We start from the raw sequence: 26,313 nt of genomic DNA on the forward strand, positions 1-26,313 counted from the left end.
CCTCCGACCCTTCAGTAGCTTGGCAGGCGGCGCGGGCCGAGGTCGGTGGTGGGCGCGGGCGGGGCGAGGCGGACCGCGGCGCCCAGGACCGAGACGCCGCTCGGGGCGACCACGGCCGGCTCGAGCACCACGGAGACGATCTCCGGATGGTCGTCGACGAGCCGGGAGACCCGGAGCAGCAGCTCCTCCAGGGCGGGGGTGTCGACGGGGGCCGAGCCGCGCCAGCCGAAGAGCAGCGGGGCGGTGCGGATGGAGCGGACCAGCTCGGCGGCGTCCCGGTCGGTGGCGGGGACCAGCCGGTGGGCGGTGTCGCCGAGCAGTTCGGAGGCGGCGCCGGAGAGCCCGAAGGAGAGGACGGCGCCGACGGCGGGGTCGATCGCGGCGCGGATCACGGTGTCCACGCCCCGGGGTGCCATCGCCTGGACGACGGGCTGGAGCTCTTCGGGCTTGCCGAGGACCTCGGTCAGCTCGGCGTAGGCGGTGCGCAGCTGCTCCTCGGTGGCCAGGTCGAGCCGGACGCCGCCGAGGTCGGGGCGGTGGCGCAGGTGGGGGGCGGTGGTCTTGAGCGCCACCGGGTAGCCGAGCCGGGCGGCGGCCAGGGCGGCCTCGTCGGGGCCGGGCGCGGGGAGGGCGGGGCGCAGCGCGATGCCGTACCGGCCGAGGAGCTCGCCCGCCTCGTCGGTGGTGAGGGTGACGCCCCGGGACTCCTGTCCGGCGCCCCGCTCGCCGAGCACCCGGTCGATGAGGGCGGCGGCGCCGGCCTCGTCGATGGAGTCGTACTCCGGGACCCGTCCCGGTTCGGCGGCCTGCCGTCGCCACTGGCCGTACCGCACGGCCTCGGCGAGCGCCCGCACGGCCCGTTCCGCGGCGGGGTAGGCGGGGATGTTCCGCTCGGGGGCGTTCCCCTCGGGGGCGTCCGGCGCGGAGGGCTCGGGCGAGGGGGGCTCCGGCGCGGAGACCTCGGGCGCCGAGGACTCGGGGGCGGAGGCCGCCGGGGCCGGGGTGCCGGGCCCGGCCGGGATCCGGGGCGCGGGGGTGGTGGCCGGGCGGCGGGTGCGGCTGCCCGGCGGGCGGGTGCTGGTGGCGGCGGAGAGGGCCTCGGCGAGGCCCCCCATCTCGACGTGCACGACGACGACCGGCTTGGCGGCCCCCGCCTCCCCGCCGCCGGCGACGGCCTCGCGGAGGGAGGCGGCCAGCACCTCGGTGGTGCCCTGGACGCCCACCCAGGGGATGGCGGTGACGACGACCGCGTCGCAGGAGTCGTCGGCGAGGGCGGCGGCGAGCGCGTCCCGGAAGTCGGCGGGGGTGGCCGCGGTCGTGAGGTCGAGCGGCCGCTGCGGGCGCAGCCCCTCGGTGAGGCAGGCGTCGTACGTGAGGAGGCCGAGGGACTCGGAGTTGCCGAGGATCGCGACGCGCGGCCCGGCGGGCAGCGGCTGGCCGGCGAGCAGCACTCCGGCGTCGACCAGTTCGGTGACGGTGTCGACGCGGATGACGCCGGCCTGGCGCAGCAGCGCGGAGACGGTGGCGTGCGGGACGCGGGTGACGGGGACGCGGTGGCCGGGCGGGGCGCTGCCGCTGTGGCGGGCGCCCTTGACCACGACGACCGGCTTGACGGCGGCGGTGCGGCGGGCCAGCCGGGTGAACTTGCGCGGGTTGCCGATCGACTCCAGGTAGAGGAGGACGACGTCGGTCGCCGGGTCGTCGTACCAGTGCTGGAGGAGGTCGTTGCCGGAGAGGTCCGCGCGGTTGCCCGCGGAGATGAAGGAGGAGAGGCCGGCGCCGCGCCGGTGCAGTCCGGCGAGGAGGGCGATGCCGATGGCGCCGGACTGGGTGAAGAGGCCGATGCGGCCGGCGGCGGGCATCTCGGGGGCGAGGGAGGCGTCGAGCCGGACGTCGGGCGCGGTGTTGATGATCCCGAAGGCGTTGGGGCCGATGATCCGCATGCCGTACGAGCGGGCCTGCCGGACCAGCGCCCGCTGCCGCTCGCGGCCCTCGGGGCCGCTCTCGGCGTAGCCGGCGGAGAGGACGACGAGGCCGCGCACCCCGTGCTCGCCGCAGTCGGCGACGACCTCGGGGACCCGCTCGGCGGGGACGGCGACGATCGCGAGGTCGACGGGGGCGCCGATGGCGGAGACGGAGGGGAAGGCGGGCACGCCGTCGAGTTCGGTCGTGCCGGCGTCGAGCGCGGGGTTGACCGCGTAGACCCGTCCGGTGAAGCCGGCGCCCAGCAGGTTCTTGAGGACGGTGCGGCCGACGCCGCCGGGGGTGCGGCCGGCGCCGACGACGGCGACGGCGCCGGGGGCGAGGAGGCGCTGGACGGAGCGGGCTTCGGCGCGCTGCTCGCGGGCGCGCTGGACGGCGAGGGAGCGGTCGGTCGGTTCGAGGTCGAGGTGGAGCCGGACGGAGCCGTCCTCGAAGCTGCGCTTCTGGGTGTAGCCGGCGTCCGTGAAGACCTTGATCATCTTGGTGTTGGCGGGGAGCACCTCGGCGGCGAAGCGGCGGATGCCGCGCTCGCGGGCGACGGCCGCGATGTGTTCGAGGAGTGCGGAGGCCACGCCCCGGCCCTGGTGGGCGTCCTGGACGAGGAAGGCGACCTCGGCCTCGTCGGCGGGGGTGGTGGCGGGGCGCCCCCGGTCGTCGATCCGGTCGTAGCGGACGGTGGCGATGAACTCGCCGCCGACGGTGGCGGCGAGCCCGACCCGGTCGACGAAGTCGTGGTGGGTGAAGCGGTGGACGTCCTTGGCGGAGAGCCGGGGGTAGGGGGCGAAGAAGCGGTAGTACTTCGACTCGTCCGAGACCTGCTCGTAGAAGCTGACGAGCCGGTCGGCGTCGTCGGCGGTGATGGGCCGGATGCGCGCGGTGCCGCCGTCGCGGAGCACGACGTCGGCCTCCCAGTGGTCGGGGTAGGCGTGCTCCTCCGGGGCCGCCGGCTCCCCCGGCCGCCCCCTGTCCGTCCCGCCCGTTCCGTCCGTCTGCTCCGACGCGCTGTGCATGGGGCAAAGCCTACGGCCGGGGCCTGGCGGCGGCACCGTCCGCGCGCCCCCTCCTTGGCCGCGCACGGCTCGCGCGGCCCCTCTCCCCCGTGCAAGGTGGGAGGGGCCGAACGTCGCACGGATGCGGGTCGAAGGTCGGCAGGAGCACGCCGCAACCCGTGAGAGACTGGTCTAGACAACCCGCCGAAGACCTGAAGGGCAACACCATGGCTGAGCGCCGCGTCAACGTCGGTTGGGCCGAGGGCCTGCACGCCCGCCCCGCCTCCATCTTCGTCCGTGCCGCCACGGCCTCCGGTGTCCCGGTGACCATCGCCAAGGCCGACGGCAACCCGGTGAACGCCGCCTCCATGCTCGCGGTGCTCGGCCTGGGCGCGCAGGGCGGCGAGGAGATCGTGCTCGCGTCGGACGCCGAGGGCGCCGAGGCCGCACTGGACCGCCTCGCCCGGCTGGTCGCCGAGGGCCTGGACGAGCTCCCCGAGACGGTCTGACCCGGCGGGTCGCTCCTCTCTTCCCGGACGGCCGTGTCCCCGGAATTCCCGGCGGACGCGGCCGTCCGGCTTTTCCAGAAGCGCGAATTTCCTTTTTCCGGGCAGCGCGAAGAAGCCCCCGGAATTCCTATTCTTTGTATACGGCGCCCGTGTTAATTCCGGACGCTCGCCGTGTTGACGGCATGTTGCGAAACCCTCACGCGGCCCCGCTCGTACCTTTTCAGCCGGTGCAGCGGCAGGGCGCGCTCGGCGTGCAGGGCGGTCAGCGCGCGGGCCCGCTCGGCGTCCCCGCGCGCGATGGCGTCGACGATCGCGCCGTGCTCGGCCCAGACGTCCACCGGCCGGTCCGGCCGGTCCACCGCGTACATCCAGGCGATCTTGTGCCGCAGCTGGGTGAGCAGGGCGGTGAGCGCCGGGCTGCCGGACGCCTGCGCGAGCGTCTCGTGGAACCAGCCGCCGAGCGCCCTCAGGTCCTCCTCCTGCCCCCTGCGGGCCCGCTCCTGCCCCAGCCTGACCAGGCCGCGCAGCACCTTGAGGTGGGCCTCGGTGCGCCGCTGGGCCGCGCGGGCGGCACCGAGCGGTTCGAGCAGCGCCCGTACGTCGAGGAGGTCGGCGGCCTCCTGGTCGGTGGGTTCGGCGACCTGGGCGCCCGCGTGCCGGCGGCTGACGACGAAGCCCTCGGACTCCAGGGTGCGCAGGGCCTCGCGGACCGGGACGCGGGAGACCCCGTAGCGGCGGGCGAGCTGGTCCTCGGTCAGCCGGCTGCCGGGCCCGAAGACCCCCGAGACGATGTCGTCCCGGATCGCCGTGCATACCGATTGCGCGGGAACCCGCATGTCCGACCTCCGTTTTCGCTCCGCGCGCACCGAATTCGAGCGGCGCGTCCTGCGCGACTCTATTGCAGTGTGCCGGAAATTCCGATGCCCCCTCGGAATTCCTCCGGTCCGCGGGCAGCGAAAAGGCCCCGGCTCACCAGGAGCCGGGGCCTTTCGCCGCGAAGGGGGCGCGCGGAGGGTCAGAGGCTGACGCCGCGGGCGCGGAGGTACGCGATGGGGTTGATGTCGGAGCCGTACTCGGCGGTGGTCCGGGCCTCGAAGTGGAGGTGCGGGCCGGTGGAGTTGCCGGTCGAGCCGGAGACGCCTATCTGCTGGCCGGGCTCGACGCTCTGGCCGACGTAGACGCCGATCGACGACAGGTGCCCGTACTGGGTGTAGGTGCCGTCGTTCATCCGGATGACGATGTTGTTGCCGTACGCGCCGCCCCAGCCGGCCTCGACGACGGTGCCGGAGCCGACGGAGACGACCGTGCTGCCGTAGGCGGCGTGGAAGTCGATGCCGGAGTGGCTGCCGGAGGACCAGAGCGAGCCACCGGTCTTGTAGCCGGTGGAGACGTACGAGCCGGCGACCGGGAGGTTGAAGGAGGCGAGGCGGCGGCGCTCGGCCTCGCGGGCAGCGCGCTCCTTGGCCTCGCGGATCTCCTGGGCGCGGGCCTCGGCCTTGCGCTTCGCCTCGGCGCGCGCCCTGGCCCGGGCCTCGGCCTCGGCGGCCTCCTGCTCCTGGGCGGCGGCCTGCGCGCTGACCTGGTCGGCGAGGGACTCGTCGGCGATGACCCGGGTCAGGCCGGTGTCCTCGGGGGAGCGGTCGCCCGTGTCCGCGGCGAGCGCCGGGGAGGCGAGGGTGCCGACGACACCGGTGGTGGCGAGTGCGGCGACACCGGCGACGCCGGCGCTGCGGCGAGCCAGTCGGCTCGCACCACGATGCTTCCCGGTGGCACGGGTGAACGCCAAGACGGTTCCTTTCCTTCCTTCTCGCCTACCGGGTTAGCTGACGGGTTCGGAGCAGGAAGGTCTCCTACGGACCCCTCCGCGCGGCGAAGGCGTCCGATTCACCCCAGGGACTTCATGGGTCCCCGGCTCCCCAGGCTCGCGCCTGACGGGGACTCGGCGATGGCTGTCCGGTTGCCGCGGGTGCGGCGCGTGCGTCGGTCGGACAGCCGGACCGACGCTAGGCCGGACGGATGTCAATCGCCAAACAGACGCGCTGATTTGTAAGACATGCCACAGGGCATACGATCACCCTTAAGTCCATAACGGACAAAGCGGAGGTCTCCGATGCTTCGGGGCATCGGAGACCTCCGCTCGGCTCCTCGCGGACCGGACGGCGGGTCAGCTCACCACGGTCACGTCGCCGATGCCGAGGGCCCGCACCGGCTCCTCGATCTGCGAGGCGTCGCCCACCAGGACGGTCACCAGCCGGTCCACCGGGAAGGCGCTCACCACGGCGGCCGTGGCCTCGACCGTGCCGGTCTCGGCGAGCCGCGCGTACAGGCGTCCCTGGTAGTCGTCCGGCAGGTGCTGCTCGACCTGGTCGGAGAGGGTCGCGGCGACCGAGGCGGCCGTCTCGTACTTGAGCGGGGCCACGCCCACCAGGTTCTGCACGGCGACGTCCCTCTCGGCGTCGGTCAGACCGCCCTCCGCCAGGGTCCTGAGCACCTGCCAGAGGTCCTCCAGGGCCGGACCGGTATTGGGGGTGTCCACCGAGCCGCTGATGGCGAGCATCGAGGCGCCGTGGCCCTCGCCGTCGGAGCGGAGCACCTGCCCGAAGGCGCGCACGCCGTACGTGTACCCCTTCTCCTCCCGCAGGACGGCGTCCAGACGGGACGTCAGGGTGCCGCCGAGGCAGTAGACGCCGAGGACCTGCGCCGCCCACACGGCGTCGTGCCGGTCCGGGCCGATCCGGCCGATGAGCAGCTGGGTCTGCACGGCCCCGGGGCGGTCGACGATGACGACCCGTCCGGTGTCGTCGGCGGTCAGCGGCTCCATCGGGCGCGGCGCGGCCGGCTTGCCGGTCCAGCCGCCGAGGGTCTCGGCGAGGATCGCGTCCAGGTCGACGCCGGCGAGGTCGCCGACGACGACCGCGGTGGCGGAGGCGGGCCGCACGTGCGCGTCGTAGAAGGCGCGGACGGCGGCGGCGTCGATGGCCTCCACGGTCTCCTTGGTGCCCTGGCGGGGCCGGGAGATGCGGGTGGCGGCCGGGAAGAGCTCCTTGTAGAGCTGCTTGGCCGCGCGGCGGCCCGGGTTGGCGGCCTCGTGCGGGATCTCGTCCAGCCGGTTGGCCACCAGGCGCTTGACCTCGTCGGCGTCGAAGGCCGGGGAGACCAGGGCCTCGGCGACGAGGCCGAGCGCCTTGCGGAGCCGGGAGACCGGGACCTCCAGGGAGACCCGGACGCCGGGGTGGTCGGCGTGCGCGTCGAGGGTGGCGCCGCAGCGCTCCAGCTCGGCCGCGAACTCCTCGGCGCCGCGCTCGATGGTCCCCTCGGAGAGGGCGCGCGCCATGATCGTGGCGACGCCGTCGAGGCCCTCGGGCTCGGCGTCCAGGGGGGCGTCGAGGAAGATCTCGACGGCGACGACCTGCTGGCCGGGGCGGTGGCAGCGCAGCACCGTCAGGCCGTTGTCGAGCGCGCCGCGCTCGGGGGCCGGGAAGGCCCAGGGGCGGGCCGCGCCGGGCTGCGGCTGGGGGTGGAACTCCATGCTGGTCAGGGACTCGGCGGCGTCGGTCACTGGTCGGCTCCTTCTTCGTCGTCGCCGTCGGCGCTGTCTTCGGTGGCCACCGGCTCGTAGACCAGTACCGCGCGGTTGTCGGGGCGCAGCCGGGCCGCGGCGACCTCCCGCACCTCCTCCGCGGTGACGGAGAGGACGCGGTCGACGGCGGTCAGGGCGAGCTGCGGGTCGCCGAACAGCACGGCGAAGCGGCACAGTTCGTCCGCGCGGCCGGCGACGGTGCCGAGCCGGTCGAGCCACTCGCGCTCCAGCTGGGCCTGGGCGCGCTCCATCTCCTCCGCGGTCGGGCCCTCGGCGGCGAAGCGGGCCAGCTCCTCGTCGACGGCCGTCTCGACGTCGGGGACCTCGACGCCGCCGGAGGTCTTGACGTCCAGCCAGCCGAGCGAGGGGGCGCCGGCGAGCCGCAGCAGGCCGAAGCCGGCGGCGACGGCGGTGCGGTCGCGGCGGACCAGCCGGTTGTGCAGGCGGGAGGACTCGCCGCCGCCGAGCACGGTGAGGGCGAGGTCGGCCGCGTCGCACGCGCGCGTGCCGTCCTCCGGCAGCCGGTAGGCCGCCATCAGGGCGCGGGCCGGGACGTCCTCGACGACGACCTCGCGCAGCTGGCCGCCGATGACGTCCGGCAGGCCGCCGTCGCGCGGGGCGGGCTTGCCGTCGTGGCCGGGGATGGAGCCGAAGTACTTCTCGATCCAGGCGAGCGTCCGCTCCGGGTCGATGTCGCCGACGACCGAGAGGACCGCGTTGTTGGGCGCGTAGTAGGTGCGGAAGAAGTTCCGCGCGTCCTCCAGGGTGGCCGCGTCCAGGTCCGCCATCGAGCCGATGGGGGTGTGGTGGTACGGGTGGCCCTCGGGGTACGCGAGGGCGGTGAGCCGCTCGAACGCGGTGCCGTAGGGCACGTTGTCGTACCGCTGGCGGCGCTCGTTCTTCACGACCTCCCGCTGGTTCTCCATCGACTTGTCGTCGAGGGCGGCGAGCAGCGAGCCCATCCGGTCGGCCTCCAGCCAGAGCGCGAGCTCCAGCTGATGGGTCGGCATGGTCTCGAAGTAGTTGGTGCGCTCGAAGCTCGTGGTGCCGTTGAGGGAGCCGCCGGCGCCCTGGACGAGCTCGAAGTGCCCGTTGCCGTGGACCTGCTGCGAGCCCTGGAACATCAGGTGCTCGAAGAGGTGGGCGAGGCCCGTGCGGCCCTCGGCCTCGTGACGGGAGCCGACGTCGTACCAGAGGCAGACCGCGGCGACCGGGGTCAGGTGGTCCTCGGAGAGCACCACGCGCAGGCCGTTCGCCAGCCGGTGCTCGGTCGCTGTCAGGCCGCCGGAGCCGGCCCCGGCCGTGGCCGTGTGACCCATGGGCATGTACGTCCCTTCGATCGCGATCGTGAAAAGTCCTGCCACTGTATGCAAGCGTGCCGACACCTGGCGAAGTTCCCGGCCACCTGATGTGTCCCTCGTCCGGGTCGGGGTCCGCGTCGTCGGTGACGCGGTCGACCGGGTCGGGGTCCGCGTTGTCGGTGGCACGGTCCACAATGGTCCGCGTCAGACTCAAGCTTTGCCGGAGAAGGAGCCGCAGCCGCGATGGCCCGCCGCAGCACGAAGACACCGCCGCCGGACGACACGTACGAGGAGAGGATCCTCGACATCGACGTCGTCGACGAGATGCAGGGCTCCTTCCTCGAGTACGCCTACTCGGTGATCTACTCGCGCGCGCTGCCCGACGCCCGCGACGGCATGAAGCCGGTCCAGCGGCGCATCGTCTACCAGATGAACGAGATGGGCCTGCGCCCGGACCGCGGCTTCGTCAAGTGCGCCCGCGTGGTCGGCGAGGTCATGGGCAAGCTGCACCCGCACGGCGACGCCTCGATCTACGACGCCATGGTCCGCATGGCGCAGCCGTTCTCGATGCGCGTGCCGCTGGTCGACGGCCACGGCAACTTCGGTTCGCTGGGCAACGACGACCCGCCGGCCGCGATGCGGTACACCGAGTCGCGGATGGCGCCGGCCGCCCTGCTGATGACCGAGTCCATCGACGAGGACACGGTCGACTTCGCCCCCAACTACGACGGCCAGGAGCAGGAGCCGGTCGCGCTCCCCGCCGCGTACCCGAACCTGCTGGTGAACGGCGCCTCGGGCATCGCGGTCGGCATGGCGACCAACATGCCTCCGCACAACCTCGGCGAGGTCGTCGCGGCCGCCCGCCACCTGATCCGGTACCCGAACGCGGACCTGGACGCGCTGATGCGCTTCGTCCCGGGCCCCGACCTGCCGACCGGCGGCCGGATCGTCGGCCTGAACGGCATCCGGGACGCGTACGAGTCGGGCCGCGGCACCTTCAAGATCCGCGCCACGACCTCGGTGGAGACGGTGACGGCCCGCCGCAAGGGCATCGTCGTCACCGAGCTGCCCTTCACGGTCGGCCCCGAGAAGGTCATCTCCAAGATCAAGGACCTGGTCGGCTCGAAGAAGCTCCAGGGCATCGCCGACGTCAAGGACCTCACCGACCGGGCCCACGGCCTGCGCCTGGTCATCGAGATCAAGAACGGCTTCGTGCCCGAGGCCGTCCTGGAGCAGCTCTACAAGCTGACGCCGATGGAGGAGTCCTTCGGCATCAACAACGTGGCCCTGGTGGACGGCCAGCCGCTGACCCTGGGCCTCAAGGAGCTCCTGGAGGTCTACCTCGACCACCGCTTCGAGGTGGTCCGCCGCCGCTCCGAGTACCGCCGCGGCAAGAAGCGCGACCGGCTCCACCTGGTCGAGGGCCTGCTCGTCGCGCTCCTCGACATCGACGAGGTCATCCGCCTCATCCGGGAGAGCGAGAACTCGGCGCAGGCCAAGGAGCGCCTGATGGAGCGCTTCTCGCTGAGCGAGATCCAGACCCAGTACATCCTGGACACCCCGCTGCGCCGGCTCACCAAGTTCGACCGGATCGAGCTGGAGACCGAGCGCGACCGGCTCACCGGCGAGATCGACGAGCTGACCGGGATCCTGGAGTCCGACGCGGAGCTGCGCAAGCTGGTCTCGGCGGAGCTGGCGTCGGTCGCGAAGAAGTTCGCCACCGACCGGCGCACGGTCCTCCTGGAGTCGGCGGGCGCCCCGGTCGCGGCCGTCCCGCTGGAGGTCGCGGACGACCCCTGCCGGGTGCTGCTGTCCTCGACCGGCCTGCTGGCGCGGACGGTCTCGGCGGAGCTGCCGCCGGTCGACCCGGAGGCGAAGCGGGCCAAGCACGACGTGATCGTCTCCTCGGTGGCGGCCACCCAGCGCGGCGACGTCGGCGCGGTGACCTCGGCGGGCCGGCTGCTGCGGGTGGCCGTGATCGACCTGCCGCAGCTGCCCGACACGGCCGCCGCGCCGAACCTGGCGGGCGGCGCGCCGCTGAGCGAGTTCCTGTCCCTGGAGGGGGACGAGACGGTGGTCTGCCTGACCACCCTGGACGAGTCCTCCCCCGGTCTCGCGCTGGGCACCCTCCAGGGCGTGGTCAAGCGAGTGGTTCCGGACTATCCGGCGAACAAGGACGAGCTGGAGGTCATCACCCTCAAGGAGGGCGACCGGATCGTCGGCGCGACCGAGCTGCGGACGGGCGAGGAGGACCTGGTCTTCATCACCTCCGACGCCCAGCTGCTGCGCTACCCGGCCTCGCAGGTGCGGCCGCAGGGCCGTCCGGCCGGCGGCATGGCGGGCATCAAGCTGACGGCGGGCGCCGAGGTGCTGTCCTTCGGCGCGGTGGACCCGGCGGGCGACGCCGCCGTGTTCACGGTGGCGGGTTCGACCGGCACCCTGGACGGCTCGGCGGCGACGTCGGCGAAGCTGACCCCGTTCGACCAGTACCCGCGCAAGGGCCGGGCCACCGGCGGCGTGCGCTGCCAGCGCTTCCTGAAGGGCGAGGACGTGCTGATCCTGGCCTGGGCGGGCGCCCTGCCGGCCCGTGCCGCGCAGAAGAACGGCACCCCGGTGGAGCTTCCGGAGCCGGACCCGCGCCGCGACGGCTCGGGCACCCCGCTGCCGCAGCCGGTCGACGTGGTGGCGAGCCCGGCGGTCTGACCGCCTCAGGCGCTCCCGTACGGGACGAGGCCCCCGCTCCTTACGGAAGGAGCGGGGGCCTCGTCGTGCCCGCGGCCCCGGTTTCGGGTGCGGGCCGCGTCAGGAGCGTGCGGCGCCGGGGGCGTACACCGCCTCGATGCCGGCGACGATCAGCCGCAGCCCCTCCTCGAAGCGCTCGTCGTACCCGGCGAAGATCTCCGCACCGGCCGCCGCCGCGAGGGGGTACGCGGCGAGGCGGCGGGCGCGCTCCTCGACGTCGAAGCCCTCCCGGGGCTCTCCGGGGAGGGACTCCGCGCCCTGCTCCTCGGTGACGAAGCCGAGCGTGTACATGTACGCCGTGGTGCTGGCCCGCACGGCCTCGCGCAGCGAGAACCCGGCGTCGACGAGGGCGCCGAGCTGGCGCTCCATGTCCCGGGCGTGGTCGGTGCCGGTGAACCGGGCGCCGCTGTAGACCTTGGCGCCGTCGCGGTAGCGCAGCAGCCCCGCGCGCAGGCCGCGGTTGGAGGTGAGCATCAGTTCCTGCCAGCTCGCCGTCCCGGCCGGGCGGGCGTCCGGGTCGGCGACCATCCGGCGGTACATGACGGTCGCCATCTCGTCGAGCAGGGCCTGCTTGTTCTTGAAGTGCCAGTACAGGGCCGGGGCCTGGACGTGCAGCTCCTGGGCGATGGCGCGGAGCGTGAGGCCCTCCAGACCGCGTTCGTTCAGCAGGTCGAGCGCGGTCTCCGCCACCTGGCCGGGGTCCAGCTTGGTCGTCTTCTTGGTCGCCACCCCGTCACGGTATCCCCTTGACTCCTTAACGTCGTTAAAGAGATGCTGGGGATGCCTGGATTTAACAGTGTTAAGGACTGGAGGCGATCAGCCGTGCCCGAGGACAGGTCAGCCGCGCCCGAGGACAGGAACGGGAACACCAACACCGACACCGACGTCGTCATCGCCGGCGCGGGCCCGACGGGGCTCGTGCTCGCCCTCGACCTCGCCCGCCGGGGCGTCCGCGCGCTGCTCCTGGAGCGCGCGGACGGCCTCTTCCCCGGCTCGCGCGGCAAGGGGCTCCAGCCCCGCAGTCAGGAGGTCCTGGACGACCTCGGGGTGCTGCCCGGGGTGCTCGCGGCGGGGAGCGCGTACCCCCGGATGCTGGCCTGGGAGGGCACCGAGCGGCGCGGCGAGTGGGACATGATCGAGCGCTCGGAGCCCACCGAGCGGGTGCCGTACGCGAACACCCTGCTGATCCCCCAGTCCCGCACCCAGGAGCTGCTGTACGAGCGGCTGACGGCGCTCGGCGGCGGCGTCCGCTTCGGCACCGCGCTCACCGGCCTCCGCCAGGACGACGGGGGCGTGGAGGCGGAGCTGGGCACCGGGGAGACGGTCCGGGCCGCCTTCCTGGTCGGCGCCGACGGCGGCCGCTCCACCGTCCGCCGGGCCCTCGGCATCGGCATGACCGGCGAGACCGTGGACCCGCGCCCGATGCTCGTCGCCGACGTGCGGATCGCCCCGGGGGCGGTGGCCGACCGGGACCACTGGCACGTCTGGCGGGCGCCGGACGGCGGGGTGGCGCTCTGCCCGCTGCCGGGCGACGGCGGCCTGTTCCAGCTCGCCGCCACCTTCGAGGACCCGGCCGCCCCGGTGGACACCACCCCGGAGGGCGTCCGCGCGCTGCTCGCGGCCCGCACCCCGCTGTCCCCCGACGAGATCGCGGAGGTCCCCTGGGCCTCGGACTACCGCGCCCGCGCGGCGCTGGCGGACCGCTTCCGGGAGGGCCGGGTCTTCCTCGCGGGCGACGCCGCCCACGTCCACTCCCCCGCCGGCGGCCAGGGCCTCAACACCGGCGTCCAGGACGCGTACAACCTCGGCTGGAAACTCGCCCAGGTCCTGCGCCACGGCGCCCCCGCCGCGCTCCTCGACAGTTACGAGGCCGAGCGCCGCCCGGTCGCGGCGGACGTCCTGGGGCTCAGCACCCGCCTCCACCGCGCGACCGCCGACGGCGACGCGCCCCAGCGGGGCGGGGAGGTCCAGCAGCTCGGCCTCGGCTACCGGGGCTCGGCCCTCGCCGTGGACACCCGCCCCCGGACGCCCGGGGACGCCCTGCGCGCGGGCGACCGCGCCCCCGACGGCCCGTACGCCGGGGGACGCCTCTTCGACCTCTTCCGGGGCCCGCACTTCACCCTGCTCGCCGTCGGCACGGCCGCTCTCCCGGACGCCCTCCCGGAGCCGGTCCGCGCGGCCCGCCTCCCCGCCGACGAGGCGTACGGCACGGGCCTCTTCCTGATCCGCCCGGACGGTTACGTGGGTTGGGCCGGCGACCGCGCCGACGCGGGCCTCGACGCCTATCTGACGGCTCTCGGCCTGACCCGTGCGGCCGCGCCGAGAGCCGTACCGGAGGGCATGCCGGCCTGAGGGACGGCTACCGCTCCGGCGGCAGCTCGTCCTCCGCCCGCGGCTCGTCGTCCTGGGGCACGTAGCGCAGGACGCCCCACAGGGCGTGCTCGTCCGGGGTGTCGTCGGGGCCGTCGAGCTCGCACCCGGCGAGCTCCTTGCGCAGGGCCGCCGCGTCGACGCCGGAGCCGATCAGGACGAGCTGCGAGAGCCGCTCCTCCCCGGCCGGCCAGGGCTCCGGGTAGAAGCGCAGGAAGCGGCCGACCGCGTGCACCCGATAGCGGTGGGCGGGGTCGGCGGGGCCGAGGTCGACGAAGCCCTTGAGGCGGTACAGCCCCTGGGGGCGGGCGTCGAGGAAGGCCATCAGCCGGCGCGGGTGCAGCGGCACGGCCGTGGTCAGGGAGACGGTGTCGTAGGCGGCGTGCGGGTGGGCGTGCTCGTCCTCGTCGCCGTAGAGGACGTCCTCGATCGACATCTGGCCGGTGATCTCGCCCTCCGGGACGACCCGGTCGAAGAGCAGCTCGGGGTCGATCCGGCCGTGCGCCGCCTCGATCACCGCGGCCCGCCCCGCGAGCCCCGCCACCGTCTCCCGGACGGCCCGCAGCCCGTCCGCCGGCACCCGGTCGGCCTTGTTGACGACGACGAGGTCGGCGAGGGCGAGGTGCCGGTCGGTCTCGGGGTGCCGCTCCCGGGTGGCGGCGAACTCGGCGGCGTCGACCACCTCGACGAGTCCGCCGTAGACGACCCGCCGGTTCTCGCTGGCGAGCAGCATCCGGATCAGTTCCTGCGGTTCGGCGAGTCCGCTGGCCTCGATCACGATCACGTCCAGCCGCAGCTCGGGCCGGGTGAGCACCTCCAGGTACTCGTCCAGCTCGCTCGCGTCCACCGCGCAGCACAGGCAGCCGTTCCCGAGGGAGACCGTGGACCCCACCTGTCCGGCGACGGTCATCGCGTCGATCCCGATGTCGCCGAAGTCGTTGACCATGACCCCGATCCGCGTGCCCCGGGCACTGCGCAGCAGATGGTTGAGGAGCGTGGTCTTCCCGGCCCCGAGAAACCCGGCGAGGACGACGACGGGGACCTGCTGCGCACTCAAGAAGCATGCCTTTCGCTGGGCGGGACGCGGACGAGCCGGATACGGTACGGACGCGGCCCCCGGCACGGACGCGGCCGGGGCCACAGCCGCGAAGTCGGACACGGACACGGCCCTCCAGGATAGGCAGCCCGTCCCGCCCCGGTCCCGCCCGCATTTCCGGTCGCGCGTGTCGCCCCCGTACCGTTTCCGCCATGAGCAGCACGGCACCGACCCCCTCCGCGCCGCCGGCCGTGCGCCGCCGGCGGCGGCTGGGATGGCCGCGGCGGGTCTTCTCGCAGGTGCTGCTGATGCAGCTGGCGGTCGCCTCGGGGGTGACCGTGCTCGCCACCGGGCTCTTCCTGGCCCCGCTGAGCGCCCAGCTCGACGACCAGGCCATGCGGCGGGCCCTCGCCATCGCGGAGACCATGGCCTCGCCCCGTACGGCCGCGGACCTGACCGGCGGCCCGTCCTCGGCGACCGGGCCGGTGCAGCGCGAGGCGGAACGGATCCGGACGGCGACCGGCGCCGAGTACGTGGTCGTCATGGACACGCGCGGGGTGCGCTGGTCGCACCCCGACCCCGCCCAGATCGGCCGGACCGTCTCCACCGACCCCAGCGAGGTCCTGGCGGGCCACGAGGTGATGGAGATCGACAGCGGCACCCTCGGCCGCTCCGCGCGCGGCAAGGCCCCGCTGCGGGACGCGGACGGCCGGCTCGTCGGCGCGGTCTCGGTCGGCATCGAGTACGACAGCGTCCGCGACCGGCTCCTCTCCGCCATCCCCGGCCTCCTCGCCTACGCGGGCGGCGCGCTCGCGGCCGGCGCGCTCGCCGCGTACCTGATCTCCCGGCGGATCCAGCGGCAGACCCGTGACCTGGCCTTCTCCGACATCTCGGCGCTGCTCGCCGAGCGCGAGGCGATGCTGCACGGCATCCGCGAGGGCGTGGTGGCGCTGGACCGGAAGGGTTCCGTACGGCTCCTCAACGACGAGGCCCAGCGGCTGCTCGGGCTCGGCCCCGAGGCCACCGGACGGCCGCTCGACGCGCTCCTCGGCCCCGGCCGCACCGCGGACGTGCTCATCGGCCGGGTGTCCGGCGCCGACCTGGTGACCGTCCAGGGGCACCGGGTGCTGATCGCCAACCGGATGCCGACCGACGACGGCGGCGCCGTGGCGACCCTGCGCGACCGCACCGAGCTGGAGCGGCTCGGCCGGGAGCTGGACTCCACCCGGGGCCTGATCGACGCCCTGCGCGCCCAGGACCACGAGCACGCCAACCGGCTGCACACCCTCCTCGGCCTGCTCGAACTGGAGCTGTACGAGGAGGCGGCCGACTTCGTCACCGAGGTCGTCGGGGTCCACCGGGCGACCGCCGAGCAGGTGACGGAGAAGGTCCACGACCCGCTGCTCGCGGCGCTCCTCGTCGGCAAGGCGACGGTCGCCGCCGAGCGGGGCGTCTCGCTGCTGATCGCCCCGGGCTCGCTGCTCCCCGACCGGCTGGTGGACCCGCGCGAACTGGTCACCGTCGTCGGCAACCTCGTCGACAACGCCCTGGACGCCGCCGCCGGCACCCCGGACGCCCGGGTCGAGGTCGGCCTGCGCGCCGACGGCCGGACGGTGGTCCTGCGGGTCGCCGACAGCGGCCCCGGCGTCCCCGAGGAGCACCGGGAGCTGATCTTCACCGAGGGGTGGACGACCAAGGCGCCGCCCGCCCACGGCGAACGCGGCATCGGCCTGGCGCTGGTGCGGCGGCTCGCCGAGCGGCGCGGCGGCCACGCGCGCGTGGCGGCGGGCCCGGCCGGCGGCGCGGAGTTCGCGGTGGTCCTCCCGGACGCCCTGACGGAACCGGCGCCGCCCGCCCCGCGCGGACCCGCGGACACCCCGGCCGAGGAGCTGCCCCGATGATCGACGTCCTCGTCGTCGACGACGACGCCCGCGTGGCGCGGGTGAACGCCGCGTACGTGACCAAGCTGCCCGGCTTCCGGGTTACGGCCACCGCCCACTCGGCGGCCGAGGCGCTGGCCGTCCTCGACGGGCGGCCCGTGGACCTGGTCCTCCTGGACCACTACCTCCCCGACGAGAACGGCCTCGCCGCCATCCGGGAGCTGCGCGCCCGCGGCCACCAGTGCGACGTGATCATGGTGACCGCGGCCCGGGACGTGGCGACGGTCCAGGCCGCGATGCGGCACGGGGCCCTCCAGTACCTGGTGAAGCCGTTCAACTTCGCCGGGCTGCGCACCAAGCTGGAGGCGTACGCGGCCCTCCGCCGCACCCTGGAGGGCGGCGGCGAGGCCGAACAGGCCGAGGTGGACCGGATCTTCGGCACCCTGGCGGCCGGCGCCGTCGCCCCCGACCTGCCCAAGGGGCACTCCCCGACGACGGCGGAGCTGGTCCGCCAGGCGCTGCTCGCCGCCGCCGGGCCGCTCTCCACGCAGGAGCTCGCCGAGCGGACCAGCGTCAGCCGCCAGACCGCCCAGCGCTACCTCAAGCTCCTCGAACGGACCGGACGGGTCCGGCTCTCCCTGCGGTACGGCGAGACCGGCCGCCCCGAGCACCGATACACGTGGGTCTCCTCGCCCTGAGGCCCGGCCGCCCGGCCCTCTGCTCCCGGCCCTCGGAGGGGCCGTCAGACGGCGCCGGCGCCGGTGAGCGCCCGCACCTCGGTCTCGGCGTGCCGCGCCTCGTCGGGCGGCTCGTGCGAGGTGACCGTCCCCAGCCAGCCGGCGAGGAAGCCGAGCGGGACGGAGACCAGGCCGGGGTTCTGCAGCGGGAAGAGCTGGAGGTCGACGCCGGGGAAGAGCGACTCGGGGCTGCCGGAGACGACCGGCGAGACCAGGACGAGCAGTACGGCGGGGACGAGCCCGCCGTAGACCGCCCAGACCGCGCCCCGGGTGGTGAACCGGCGCCAGAAGAGCGAGAAGAGCAGCACCGGCAGGTTCGCCGAGGCGGCCACGGCGAAGGCGAGGCCGACGAGGAAGGCCACGTTGAGGTCGGCCGCGAGCAGGCCGAGTCCGATCGCGACGGCCCCGATGACGGCGGCGGCCGTCCGCGCCACCGCGACCTCGCTGTACCGCTTCCCGCCGGACCGGCTCAGCGAGGCGTAGAGGTCGTGGGCGACGGAGGCCGACGAGGCCAGGGTGATCCCGGCGACGACGGCGAGGATGGTCGCGAAGGCGACGGCGGCGACGACCGCGAAGAGGACCGTGCCGCCGGTGGAGCCGGCTCCCCCGCCGAGGTCGAGCGCGAGCAGCGGGACGGCGGTGTTCCCGGAGGCGTTGGAGGCGCGGACCTCGTCGGAGCCGATGAGGGCGGCGGCGCCGAAGCCGAGGACGATCGTCATCAGGTAGAAGCCGCCGATGAGGCCGATGGACCAGATGACGGAGCGGCGGGCGGCCCGCGCGGTGGGCACGGTGTAGAAGCGGGACAGGATGTGGGGCAGTCCCGCGGTGCCGAGGACGAGCGCGAGGCCGAGGCTGATGAAGTCGAGCCGCGCGGTCCAGTCGCCGCCGTACTTCAGCCCCGGGCCGAGGAAGGCGTCGCCGTGCCCGCTCCGCTCGGCGGCGGTGCTCAGCAGGCTGTTGACGTCGCCGTGGAAGCGGATCAGGACGAGGACGGTGAGCGCGACGGTGCCGGCCATCAGCAGCACCGCCTTGACGATCTGGATCCAGGTGGTGGCCCGCATCCCGCCGAGCGACACGTAGATCACCATCAGGGCGCCGACGCCGATGACCGTCCAGGTCCGCGCCGCCGCGCCGGTGCCGCCGAGGAGGAGCGCGACCAGGCTGCCGGCGCCGACCATCTGGGCCACCAGGTAGAGCACGGAGACCGCCACCGAGGAGGTGCCGGCCGCGATCCGCACGGGTCGTTCGGACATCCGCGCGGCGACGACGTCGGCGAGGGTGAAGCGGCCGCAGTTGCGGACGAGTTCGGCGACGAGGAGGAGCACCACCAGCCAGGCGACCAGGAAGCCGACCGAGTAGAGCATGCCGTCGTAGCCGTAGAGCGCGATGAGGCCCGAGATGCCGAGGAAGGAGGCCGCGGACATGTAGTCGCCCGCGATGGCGAATCCGTTCTCCATCGGCGAGAAGAGCCGGCCGCCGGCGTAGAACTCCTCGGTCGAGCCGTGCCGGTCGCGGCTCACCCAGGTGGTGATGCCGAGGGTCACGGCGACGAAGGCGCTGAAGAGCAGCAGCGCGAGGGTCTGGTGGTCTCCGGTCACCACTGGCCCGCTCCTCTCGTCATCTCCTGGGTGTCCCAGCGCAGTTGCAGCGCGACCCGGTCCCGGCGCAGCCGGGCGTGCCGGGCGTAGGCCCAGGTGAGCAGGAAGGTGGTGAGGAACTGGCCGAGGCCGGCCACCATGGCGACGTTGACCGCGCCGGCCACCGGGCGGGCCATCAGGCCGGGGGCGGCGGTGGCGGCGACGACGTAGGCGAGGTACCAGAGGAGGAAGGCGAGGGTCGCGGGGAAGGCGAACCGGCGGTAGCGGCGCCGTACCTCCTGGAAGGCGGGGCTGCGCTGGACCTCCAGGTAGATCTCGGCCGCCCCGGGCACGCGGGGCGCGGGCGCGTCGGCCCGCTGTCGCGGGAACTCCGCGGCCCCTCCGTCCGTCCCGTCGTCCCGTGCCCCCGCACGCTCCTGCTCGTCCAGCTGCTCCACCGGTGAACTCTCCTTGTCAGCGAACCGTTTCGGCCGCGTGCCCAAGGATGGACAGAGTGGGCAGTTCCCGGACTCTTCTCCCCCGGTCTTCACCCCATCAGGTGACTGTTTCGCCATGGCCCCTGACAGGTCCGGGCCGATATGCGTATCGACGACAACCCTCACGGGTGAACGGCGCCGGCCCGGCCTCCGCGGGGTTGCGGGGGCCGGGCCGGGCGCGGAGCCGGGATCGGGTCAGGCGTCGATGCGGGAGCGGTCGAGCGTCGCCGCCGAGCTGGTGATGAACTCCTTACGGGGCGCCACGTCGTTGCCCATCAGCAGGTCGAAGACCTGCTCGGCCGCGTCCAGGTCGCCGATGTTGATCCGGCGCAGGGTGCGGTGGCGCGGGTCCATCGTGGTCTCCGCCAGCTGGTCGGCGTCCATCTCGCCGAGGCCCTTGTAGCGCTGGATGGCGTCCTTGTAGCGGACGTTCTTGCGCTGGAACTCCAGGAGCGTCTGCCGCAGCTCGGCGTCCGAGTACGTGTACACGTACTTGTCCTGGCCCCGCTTGGGCTGGACCAGCTCGATCCGGTGCAGCGGGGGCACGGCGGCGAAGACCCGGCCGGCCTCGACCATCGGGCGCATGTAGCGCTGGAAGAGGGTCAGCAGCAGCGTCCGGATGTGCGAGCCGTCGACGTCGGCGTCGGTCATCATGATGACCTTGCCGTAACGGGCCGCGTCGATGTCGAAGGTGCGGCCCGAGCCCGCTCCTATGACCTGGATGATCGCGCCGCACTCGGCGTTCTTGAGCATGTCCGAGACGGACGACTTCTGGACGTTGAGGATCTTGCCGCGGATCGGCAGCAGTGCCTGGAACTCGCTGTTGCGGGCGAGCTTGGCGGTGCCGAGCGCGGAGTCCCCCTCGACGATGAAGAGCTCGCTGCGCTCGACGTCGTCGCTGCGGCAGTCGGCCAGCTTGGCCGGCAGCGAGGAGGTCTCCAGGGCGGTCTTCCGGCGCTGCGCCTCCTTGTGCTGGCGGGCGGCGATCCGGGTCCTGGCGGCGGCGACGGCCTTGTCCAGGACCGCCCGGGCCTGGGCCTTGGCGTCCCGCTTGGTGGAGGTCAGGAAGGCCTTGAGCTCGCGGGCCACCACGGTGGCGACGATCCGGCGGGCCGCCGAGGTGCCGAGCACCTCCTTGGTCTGGCCCTCGAACTGCGGCTCGGCGAGGCGGACGGTGACGACCGCCGTCAGGCCCTCCAGGGCGTCGTCCTTGACGATGTCGTCCTCGGCGACGCGCAGCAGCTTGGCCGAGCGCAGCACCTCGTTCACCGTCTTGGTGACGGCCTGCTCGAAGCCGGAGACGTGGGTGCCGCCCTTGGGGGTGGCGATGATGTTCACGAAGGACTTGAGCGTGGTGTCGTAGCCGGTGCCCCAGCGCAGGGCGACGTCCACGCCGAGCTCGCGGGTGACCTCGGTGGGGGTCATGTGGCCGCGGTCGTCGAGGACCGGGACGGTCTCCTTGAAGGTGCCCTGGCCGGAGAGGCGCAGCACGTCGCAGACGGCCTTGTCCTGCGCGAGGTACTCGCAGAACTCGCTGATGCCCCCGTCGAAGCGGAAGACCTCCTCGCTCTTGCCGATCCCGTCGAGGTCCCGCTGATCGCGGACGACGATGGTGAGGCCGGGGACGAGGAAGGCGGTCTGGCGGGCGCGCTGGTGCAGGGTCTCCAGGGAGAGCCGGGCGTCCTTGAGGAAGATCTGGCGGTCCGCCCAGTAGCGGACGCGGGTGCCGGTGCGGGTCTTGGGGACGCGCTTGCCCTTGACCAGCCCGCTCGCCGGGTCGAAGGGGCTGTCGGGGCCCTGCTCGGTGAAGATGCCCGGGACGCCGCGGCGGAAGCTGATCGCGTGCGTGGCGCCGCTCCGGTCGACCTCGACGTCGAGGCGGGCCGAGAGCGCGTTGACCACCGAGGCGCCGACGCCGTGCAGGCCGCCGGAGGCCGCGTACGAGCCGCCGCCGAACTTTCCGCCGGCGTGCAGCTTGGTCATGACGACCTCGACGCCGGACAGGCCGGTCTTGGGCTCGACGTCGACCGGGATGCCCCGGCCGTTGTCGCGCACCTCGACGGAGCCGTCGTCGTGGAGGATGACGTCGATGTGGTCGCAGTAGCCGCCCAGGGCCTCGTCGACCGAGTTGTCGATGATCTCCCAGAGGCAGTGCATCAGGCCACGGCTGTCCGTGGACCCGATGTACATTCCGGGGCGTTTGCGGACCGCTTCGAGCCCTTCGAGGACGAGCAGGTGCCGCGCGGTGTAGTTGGAACCGTCACGGTCTGCGGTCAGCAGCGCACTGGACGGCACGGACGTTTCGGCGGTCACGCGGTTCGCTCCTCGCTGAATTTGAGATCTTGCTCGTTGGGGTGAGTCCCGGCGTCGGTCACCGCTCAGAGGGTACCGATGCCTGGTAGAGCCGTTGAAACGCCACCCTCCCCGTTTCTCCATGCTAGTCCAGACTCGTATAGGTGTTCGATCCCTCGATCGGGTGACGCGAACATCACGTTCCCTTCCAGGCATGAACCATCTAGGCTCCGGGCACGTCCTCATGAACAACCGGCAACCCCGCCGGGAGGACGACCGAGCACACCACAGCAACGCGAAACCCGTAGAGCGACGCAATACGGCTCATTCGCCGCCAACCGGCAGCAGACAGCCACCTTGGGAAAAAGTTTCAAGGAAAAGCCACGAGCGGGAACGTTTTCGGCCTGGTTGGATGTTGACCCTGGTACGACAGCTCGTCGAGCTAGAGAAGAGGCGACGTGACTACTGTTCTGACCCCCGCGAGCCCCCTGACGGCCGCTGACCGCTGCGACCGCTGCGGCGCCCAGGCCTACCTGCGTGTCGTCCTTGCCAGCGGAGGTGACTTGCTCTTCTGCGCCCATCACGGTCGCAAGTTCGAGCCGGAACTCAAGAAGATCGCCGTTGAGATACAGGATGAGACGGACCGGCTGACCGACGCGCCGGCCCGCACGGTGGGCGACGAGCACTGACGCCGCGCTACCACGACGAGCTCAGGGCCGGTCGCTGACCGGACGACGGGCGGTCACCCCCTCGACCAGGGGATGACCGCCCGTTCTCGTTCTGCGGGGGCGAGGGACTTGGAGGCTTGCACGGGGAGCGCCCGGACGGCCGCGCCAAGGCGCTCCGAGAAGGCTGGGGGCGTCCTTCGCACTTCTGCTGGGCCCCCGCCCCCACGTCCTAGAAGCGCTCCGGCAGCACCGAGGACACCCGGGTGTAGACCCCGGGGTTCTCCGCCTGGCCGCAGCCGCTGCCCCAGGACACCAGCCCGACGAGCAGCCCCCGGGCCACCAGCGGGCCGCCGCTGTCGCCCTGGCAGGCGTCCCGGCCGCCCCTCGGATCCCCGGCGCACAACATGCTGTCCCGGCGGTACGAGACGCCGCCGAAGCCGCCCGGGTACGCCCGCTCGCAGGACTCGTCCGGGAGCACCTGGACGTCCGCCGAGCGGAGCGAGGAGGCATAGCTCCCGTTCCCGGTCGTGTCGCCCCAGCCGTACACCTCCGCCGCCGTCCCCGGACTCTCCGCCGGATCCCCGGGCCGGGCCACCTGGATGACGTAGGACTGCGGCAGGGACGCGGCGAGGGTGAGCACGGCGAGGTCGCCCGCGTTGGTCGTCGGGTCGTAGCCGGGGTTCACCCAGGTGTCCGCGATCCGCACCTCCTGTCCGCCCTGCCCGCGCAGCGCGGCGCGGCCCGCGATGACCGAGAAGTCCCGCAGCTGCCAGGGTTCGCCCCCGAGCACCTCGCGGCCCAGGCAGTGGGCCGCGGTGAGCACCTTGGTGGGCGCCACGACGACGCCGCCGCAGAACTGGCCCGCCCGCGTACCTCCGAACCGGTCACGGCTGGACAGCGCCACCACCCAGGGCGCGTCGGTGATCGCGGTGGGGCTGCCGCCCACCACGACGCTGTCCGCCGCGGCCGGGACGGCACCGGCCGTCACTCCGGCCGCCGCCGTGATCAGGCCCAGGGCACCCGTCAACGCTCGGGCGAAGGGACCACGCATGGAGCCTCCTGACTCTCCGCTGATATCCGTTCACCCAGCGTCCAGTACGGACCGGCCCCCTGCACCCGCGAAAGGCCGAAGGGCCCGGCCCCCGAGCGGGGAACCGGACCCTTCGTCCACTGTCGCGTACGCCGGACGTACCAGACGGATCAGTCGAGGTAGTCGCGCAGGACCTGCGAGCGCGACGGGTGACGCAGCTTCGACATCGTCTTCGACTCGATCTGGCGGATCCGCTCACGGGTCACGCCGTAGACCTTGCCGATCTCGTCGAGCGTCTTCGGCTGGCCGTCGGTGAGGCCGAAGCGCATGGAGACCACGCCCGCCTCGCGCTCGGAGAGCGTGTCCAGGACGGAGTGCAGCTGCTCCTGGAGGAGCGTGAAGCTGACCGCGTCGGCCGGCACGACCGCCTCGGAGTCCTCGATGAGGTCACCGAACTCGCTGTCGCCGTCCTCGCCCAGGGGGGTGTGGAGGGAGATCGGCTCGCGGCCGTACTTCTGGACCTCGATGACCTTCTCCGGGGTCATGTCGAGCTCCTTGGCCAGCTCCTCCGGAGTGGGCTCGCGGCCCAGGTCCTGGAGCATCTGGCGCTGGACGCGCGCGAGCTTGTTGATGACCTCGACCATGTGCACCGGGATGCGGATGGTGCGGGCCTGGTCGGCCATGGCGCGGGTGATCGCCTGACGGATCCACCAGGTGGCGTACGTGGAGAACTTGTAGCCCTTGGTGTAGTCGAACTTCTCGACCGCGCGGATCAGACCCAGGTTGCCCTCCTGGATCAGGTCCAGGAAGAGCATGCCGCGGCCGGTGTAGCGCTTGGCAAGCGAGACCACCAGGCGGAGGTTGGCCTCCAGGAGGTGGTTCTTGGCGCGGCGGCCGTCCTCGGCGATGATCTCCAGCTCGCGCTTGAGCTTGGGCGCGATCTTGTCCGAGTTGGCGAGCTTGTCCTCGGCGAAGAGACCGGCCTCGATGCGCTTGGCGAGCTCGACCTCCTGCTCGGCGTTGAGCAGGGGGACCTTGCCGATCTGCTTCAGGTAGTCCTTGACCGGGTCGGCGGTGGCGCCGGCCACGGCGACCTGCTGGGCGGGAGCGTCGTCCTCGTCCTCGTCGGACAGCACGAAGCCCTTGGTCTCGCCCTCGGTCTCCTCGTCGTCCTTGCCCGGCGCGACGTCCTCGAGCAGCTCCTCGCCCTCGAGCATCTCGTCGTCGGACTTCTTCGACGCGGTCTTCTTGGCCGCCGTCTTCTTGGCGACGGTCTTCTTGGCCGCCGTCTTCTTGACGGCGGTCTTCTTCGCGGCCGCCTTCTTGGCGGGGGACGCGGCTTCGTCGGCCGGGTCGGCACCCTCGGCCGCGGAGGCCGTCGAGCCGGACGCGACGGTGGTCCTCGTCACCGTCGCCGCCCTGGCGGTCACGGTGGTCTTGGCGGCGGTGCGCTTGGCCGGGCTCTTCGCTGCTGCGCTCTTGCGGGCGCGCTTCGGCGACTCCGCTGCACTGACCATCAGCGTCACACCCTCTTCCTCGAGGATCTGATTGAGGCTGCGCAGAACATTCTTCCACTGGGTTGGCGGAATCTGGTCAGCCTCGAAGGCCCGACGCACGTCATCGCCGGCGATCTGCCCATCAGCCTTTCCCCGCTCGATGAGCGCCATCACAGACTCGGACTCGGCGATCTCCGGCGGGAGCGTACGGGATGTGCTGGCCGACACGAACAACCTCTCGGAACGATGGAAACGGCTTCCGGCCCCGCCCGGGATCGGGCCGGAGCCGACGACCGTCGACGGGGAATGAGCCGACGGCGCGGGCTGGACCGGGGAACTGCACAGCGCCTGCACCGGCTGCTGTATTCCTTCCTCGGCTGTCACCTCTTAAGTCATCGCACGGCTCGGAGGAGTGTTACGCCCAATCTTCGTGTCCCGAGTCACACCGCATCCACGACGAACCGAGCGGAAAGGGGGTCAAGCGTACATTTGACGCCGCCGGCACCCTGGCGCGGTCCGGGGAGCCTCCCGGACCCCCCGGACCGCGCTCGGATCCGGCGGCTCTCCCTGCGTGCGCGCCCGTGCGCTTCCGGCCACGGCGCGCCGATCAGTGTTCGCGGGGGGCGGGGACGACGCGGGGTTCCACCTCGGGGTGGACCGTGAGCAGTTGGCGCATGGCGGTCTCGGCCCCGTGGGCGTCCCCCGCGGCGAGGGCGTCGACGATCCGGGCGTGGTGCGCCAGGCAGCCCTCGCCGGGGCGGTCGCAGCCGGTGGCGGGGCCGCCGGAGACCTGGAGGGCGGCGGCGACGATGCCGGAGAGGTGCTCCAGCATGCGGTTGCCGGCGAGCTGGACGAGCAGGGAGTGGAACTCGGTGTCGGCGCGGGAGAAGGTGATGCCGTCGCCCTGCGCGTACGCGTGCCCCATGATCTCGACCATGTCGGCGAGGCGCTGCTGCACGTCGTCGCGGCCGTGTCCGGCGGCGAGGCGGGCGGCCAGCGGCTCGATGATCCAGCGCAGCTCGTTCAGTTCCCGCCGCTGGTCGTCGCGCTGGGGCCCGAAGGCGCGCCACTCGATGATGTCGGGGTCGAGCAGGTTCCAGTCGCTGACCGGGCGGACCCGGGTGCCGACGTTGGGGCGGGCGCTGACGAGCCCCTTGGCCTCCAGGACGCGCAGGGACTCGCGGACGACGGTGCGCGAGACCTCGAAGCGCTGGCCGATCTCCTCGGGGACGAGGGGGCGGTCCGCCCCGAGGTCGCCGGAGACGATCATCTGGCCGAGCTGCTGGACGAGCTGGCCGTGCAGTCCGCGGCCGCGGCTGCCCGCGGTGCGGCGGCCGACGCGGCCGAGGTCCGTGTCCACCCCCTCCCAGGAGGGCGGGCCCACGCGGTCGGCGACGGGGGCCTCCGCATAGGGGTAGCGGTCGAGATCGCCCGGGGCGCCGAGGCCGGAGTCGACGGAGCGGGCGGCGGTCATCATCGTATGCGCAAGGGTACTCACGCATCCTTTGTCGGCGTGGCCTCCGTGACCCTTGAGGTCTTTGGTGAAAAGCACACGAAAGGGTGATCGGCACCCCCTACACAATTGACGATTATTCGGACATAACCGCCATTCTCCAAGGGAGTTGC

The 26,313-nt window shown here is 73.1% G+C and carries 19 protein-coding genes and 1 riboswitch; of the genes, 6 read left to right on the top strand and 13 right to left on the bottom strand.

Annotated elements, in window-relative coordinates:
* Positions 1–11 precede the first annotated feature (11 nt).
* The gene (locus IE326_RS03515) at positions 12–2,993 is read right to left on the bottom strand and encodes a bifunctional acetate--CoA ligase family protein/GNAT family N-acetyltransferase (RefSeq protein ID WP_190040789.1); all 2,982 of its coding nucleotides are present in this window, start codon (positions 2,991–2,993) and stop codon (positions 12–14) included.
* Between the two features lie 206 nt (positions 2,994–3,199).
* Here IE326_RS03515 and IE326_RS03520 point away from each other — a divergent pair, with 206 nt between their 5' ends.
* The gene (locus tag IE326_RS03520) at positions 3,200–3,481 is read left to right on the top strand and encodes an HPr family phosphocarrier protein (protein ID WP_030754331.1); all 282 of its coding nucleotides are present in this window, start codon (positions 3,200–3,202) and stop codon (positions 3,479–3,481) included.
* Between the two features lie 152 nt (positions 3,482–3,633).
* On the opposite strand, the gene IE326_RS03525 is transcribed toward IE326_RS03520, so the two are convergent.
* From IE326_RS03525 to IE326_RS03540, 4 genes are all read right to left on the bottom strand, one after another.
* The gene (locus IE326_RS03525) at positions 3,634–4,317 is read right to left on the bottom strand and encodes a GntR family transcriptional regulator (RefSeq protein ID WP_030754333.1); all 684 of its coding nucleotides are present in this window, start codon (positions 4,315–4,317) and stop codon (positions 3,634–3,636) included.
* 179 nt (positions 4,318–4,496) lie between these two features.
* Complete coding sequence (locus IE326_RS03530) at positions 4,497–5,267, bottom strand: M23 family metallopeptidase (RefSeq protein ID WP_150236052.1); 771 nt, start codon at positions 5,265–5,267, stop codon at positions 4,497–4,499.
* A gap of 8 nt (positions 5,268–5,275) precedes the next feature.
* Positions 5,276–5,436, bottom strand: a riboswitch (cyclic di-AMP (ydaO/yuaA leader).
* 209 nt (positions 5,437–5,645) lie between these two features.
* Positions 5,646–7,010, bottom strand: a complete 1,365-nt coding sequence (locus tag IE326_RS03535) for a M16 family metallopeptidase (protein ID WP_190042141.1) — start codon at positions 7,008–7,010, stop codon at positions 5,646–5,648.
* Between the two features lie 26 nt (positions 7,011–7,036).
* Positions 7,037–8,380, bottom strand: a complete 1,344-nt coding sequence (locus IE326_RS03540; RefSeq protein WP_150236309.1) for a M16 family metallopeptidase — start codon at positions 8,378–8,380, stop codon at positions 7,037–7,039.
* A gap of 225 nt (positions 8,381–8,605) precedes the next feature.
* Between IE326_RS03540 and IE326_RS03545 the strand changes: the two genes are divergently transcribed.
* Positions 8,606–11,065, top strand: a complete 2,460-nt coding sequence (locus IE326_RS03545) for a DNA gyrase/topoisomerase IV subunit A (protein WP_150236053.1) — start codon at positions 8,606–8,608, stop codon at positions 11,063–11,065.
* Positions 11,066–11,164: 99 nt separating this feature from the next.
* Here the strand turns inward: IE326_RS03545 and IE326_RS03550 are convergent, their stop codons facing one another.
* Positions 11,165–11,833 carry a TetR/AcrR family transcriptional regulator C-terminal domain-containing protein gene (locus IE326_RS03550; protein WP_150236054.1) on the bottom strand — a complete coding sequence of 223 codons (669 nt, stop codon included), beginning with the start codon at positions 11,831–11,833 and terminating at the stop codon, positions 11,165–11,167.
* Between the two features lie 93 nt (positions 11,834–11,926).
* Between IE326_RS03550 and IE326_RS03555 the strand changes: the two genes are divergently transcribed.
* Positions 11,927–13,456 carry an FAD-dependent monooxygenase gene (locus tag IE326_RS03555; RefSeq protein ID WP_229915192.1) on the top strand — a complete coding sequence of 510 codons (1,530 nt, stop codon included), beginning with the start codon at positions 11,927–11,929 and terminating at the stop codon, positions 13,454–13,456.
* Positions 13,457–13,463: 7 nt separating this feature from the next.
* Here the strand turns inward: IE326_RS03555 and IE326_RS03560 are convergent, their stop codons facing one another.
* Positions 13,464–14,531, bottom strand: coding sequence for a CobW family GTP-binding protein (locus IE326_RS03560; RefSeq protein WP_190040790.1), 1,068 nt, complete (start codon positions 14,529–14,531; stop codon positions 13,464–13,466).
* Between the two features lie 191 nt (positions 14,532–14,722).
* Here IE326_RS03560 and IE326_RS03565 point away from each other — a divergent pair, with 191 nt between their 5' ends.
* Together IE326_RS03565 and IE326_RS03570 are read left to right on the top strand one after the other, a co-directional pair.
* Positions 14,723–16,411: an ATP-binding protein gene (locus IE326_RS03565; RefSeq protein ID WP_190040791.1), complete on the top strand. Its 1,689-nt coding sequence runs from the start codon at positions 14,723–14,725 to the stop codon at positions 16,409–16,411.
* Positions 16,408–17,088, top strand: coding sequence for a response regulator (locus tag IE326_RS03570; protein ID WP_190040792.1), 681 nt, complete (start codon positions 16,408–16,410; stop codon positions 17,086–17,088). Before IE326_RS03565 ends, IE326_RS03570 begins: the two co-directional genes overlap by 4 nt.
* Before the next feature lie 44 nt (positions 17,089–17,132).
* On the opposite strand, the gene IE326_RS03575 is transcribed toward IE326_RS03570, so the two are convergent.
* From IE326_RS03575 to IE326_RS03585, 3 genes are all read right to left on the bottom strand, one after another.
* A complete protein-coding gene (locus tag IE326_RS03575; RefSeq protein ID WP_150236059.1) occupies positions 17,133–18,725 on the bottom strand; it encodes a monocarboxylic acid transporter in 1,593 nt (530 codons plus the stop codon).
* The gene (locus IE326_RS03580) at positions 18,722–19,162 is read right to left on the bottom strand and encodes a DUF485 domain-containing protein (RefSeq protein ID WP_373310155.1); all 441 of its coding nucleotides are present in this window, start codon (positions 19,160–19,162) and stop codon (positions 18,722–18,724) included. The genes IE326_RS03575 and IE326_RS03580 overlap by 4 nt, the downstream gene beginning before the upstream one ends.
* A 234-nt stretch (positions 19,163–19,396) precedes the next feature.
* Entirely contained in the window at positions 19,397–21,514 is a 2,118-nt protein-coding gene (locus IE326_RS03585) for a DNA gyrase/topoisomerase IV subunit B (protein ID WP_150236061.1), read from the bottom strand.
* A 437-nt stretch (positions 21,515–21,951) separates the two neighbouring features.
* On the opposite strand from IE326_RS03585, the gene IE326_RS03590 reads away from it, so the two are divergent.
* Positions 21,952–22,182, top strand: coding sequence for a DUF7455 domain-containing protein (locus tag IE326_RS03590; RefSeq protein WP_150236062.1), 231 nt, complete (start codon positions 21,952–21,954; stop codon positions 22,180–22,182).
* A gap of 208 nt (positions 22,183–22,390) precedes the next feature.
* On the opposite strand, the gene IE326_RS03595 is transcribed toward IE326_RS03590, so the two are convergent.
* The 3 genes from IE326_RS03595 to IE326_RS03605 all read right to left on the bottom strand — a co-directional run bounded on the left by IE326_RS03595 (position 22,391) and on the right by IE326_RS03605 (position 26,185).
* Positions 22,391–23,212, bottom strand: a complete 822-nt coding sequence (locus IE326_RS03595; RefSeq protein ID WP_190040794.1) for a serine protease — start codon at positions 23,210–23,212, stop codon at positions 22,391–22,393.
* Positions 23,213–23,361: 149 nt separating this feature from the next.
* Positions 23,362–24,915 carry an RNA polymerase sigma factor gene (locus tag IE326_RS03600; RefSeq protein WP_150236064.1) on the bottom strand — a complete coding sequence of 518 codons (1,554 nt, stop codon included), beginning with the start codon at positions 24,913–24,915 and terminating at the stop codon, positions 23,362–23,364.
* Positions 24,916–25,294: 379 nt separating this feature from the next.
* Positions 25,295–26,185, bottom strand: coding sequence for a FadR/GntR family transcriptional regulator (locus IE326_RS03605; RefSeq protein ID WP_150236065.1), 891 nt, complete (start codon positions 26,183–26,185; stop codon positions 25,295–25,297).
* Positions 26,186–26,313: the final 128 nt, after the last annotated feature.

The organism is Streptomyces filamentosus (assembly GCF_014654895.1).
GTDB lineage: Bacteria > Actinomycetota > Actinomycetes > Streptomycetales > Streptomycetaceae > Streptomyces > Streptomyces filamentosus.

What these genes read in the sequence shown, in the direction of transcription:
- IE326_RS03540 (WP_150236309.1), bottom strand. Translation starts at nt 8,380, where the DNA reads ATGGGTCACACGGCCACGGCCGGGGCCGGCTCCGGCGGCCTGACAGCG.
- IE326_RS03570 (WP_190040792.1), top strand. Translation starts at nt 16,408, where the DNA reads ATGATCGACGTCCTCGTCGTCGACGACGACGCCCGCGTGGCGCGGGTG.
- IE326_RS03595 (WP_190040794.1), bottom strand. Translation starts at nt 23,212, where the DNA reads ATGCGTGGTCCCTTCGCCCGAGCGTTGACGGGTGCCCTGGGCCTGATC.
- IE326_RS03565 (WP_190040791.1), top strand. Translation starts at nt 14,723, where the DNA reads ATGAGCAGCACGGCACCGACCCCCTCCGCGCCGCCGGCCGTGCGCCGC.
- IE326_RS03525 (WP_030754333.1), bottom strand. Translation starts at nt 4,317, where the DNA reads ATGCGGGTTCCCGCGCAATCGGTATGCACGGCGATCCGGGACGACATC.
- IE326_RS03535 (WP_190042141.1), bottom strand. Translation starts at nt 7,010, where the DNA reads ATGGAGTTCCACCCCCAGCCGCAGCCCGGCGCGGCCCGCCCCTGGGCC.
- IE326_RS03545 (WP_150236053.1), top strand. Translation starts at nt 8,606, where the DNA reads ATGGCCCGCCGCAGCACGAAGACACCGCCGCCGGACGACACGTACGAG.
- IE326_RS03520 (WP_030754331.1), top strand. Translation starts at nt 3,200, where the DNA reads ATGGCTGAGCGCCGCGTCAACGTCGGTTGGGCCGAGGGCCTGCACGCC.
- IE326_RS03515 (WP_190040789.1), bottom strand. Translation starts at nt 2,993, where the DNA reads ATGCACAGCGCGTCGGAGCAGACGGACGGAACGGGCGGGACGGACAGG.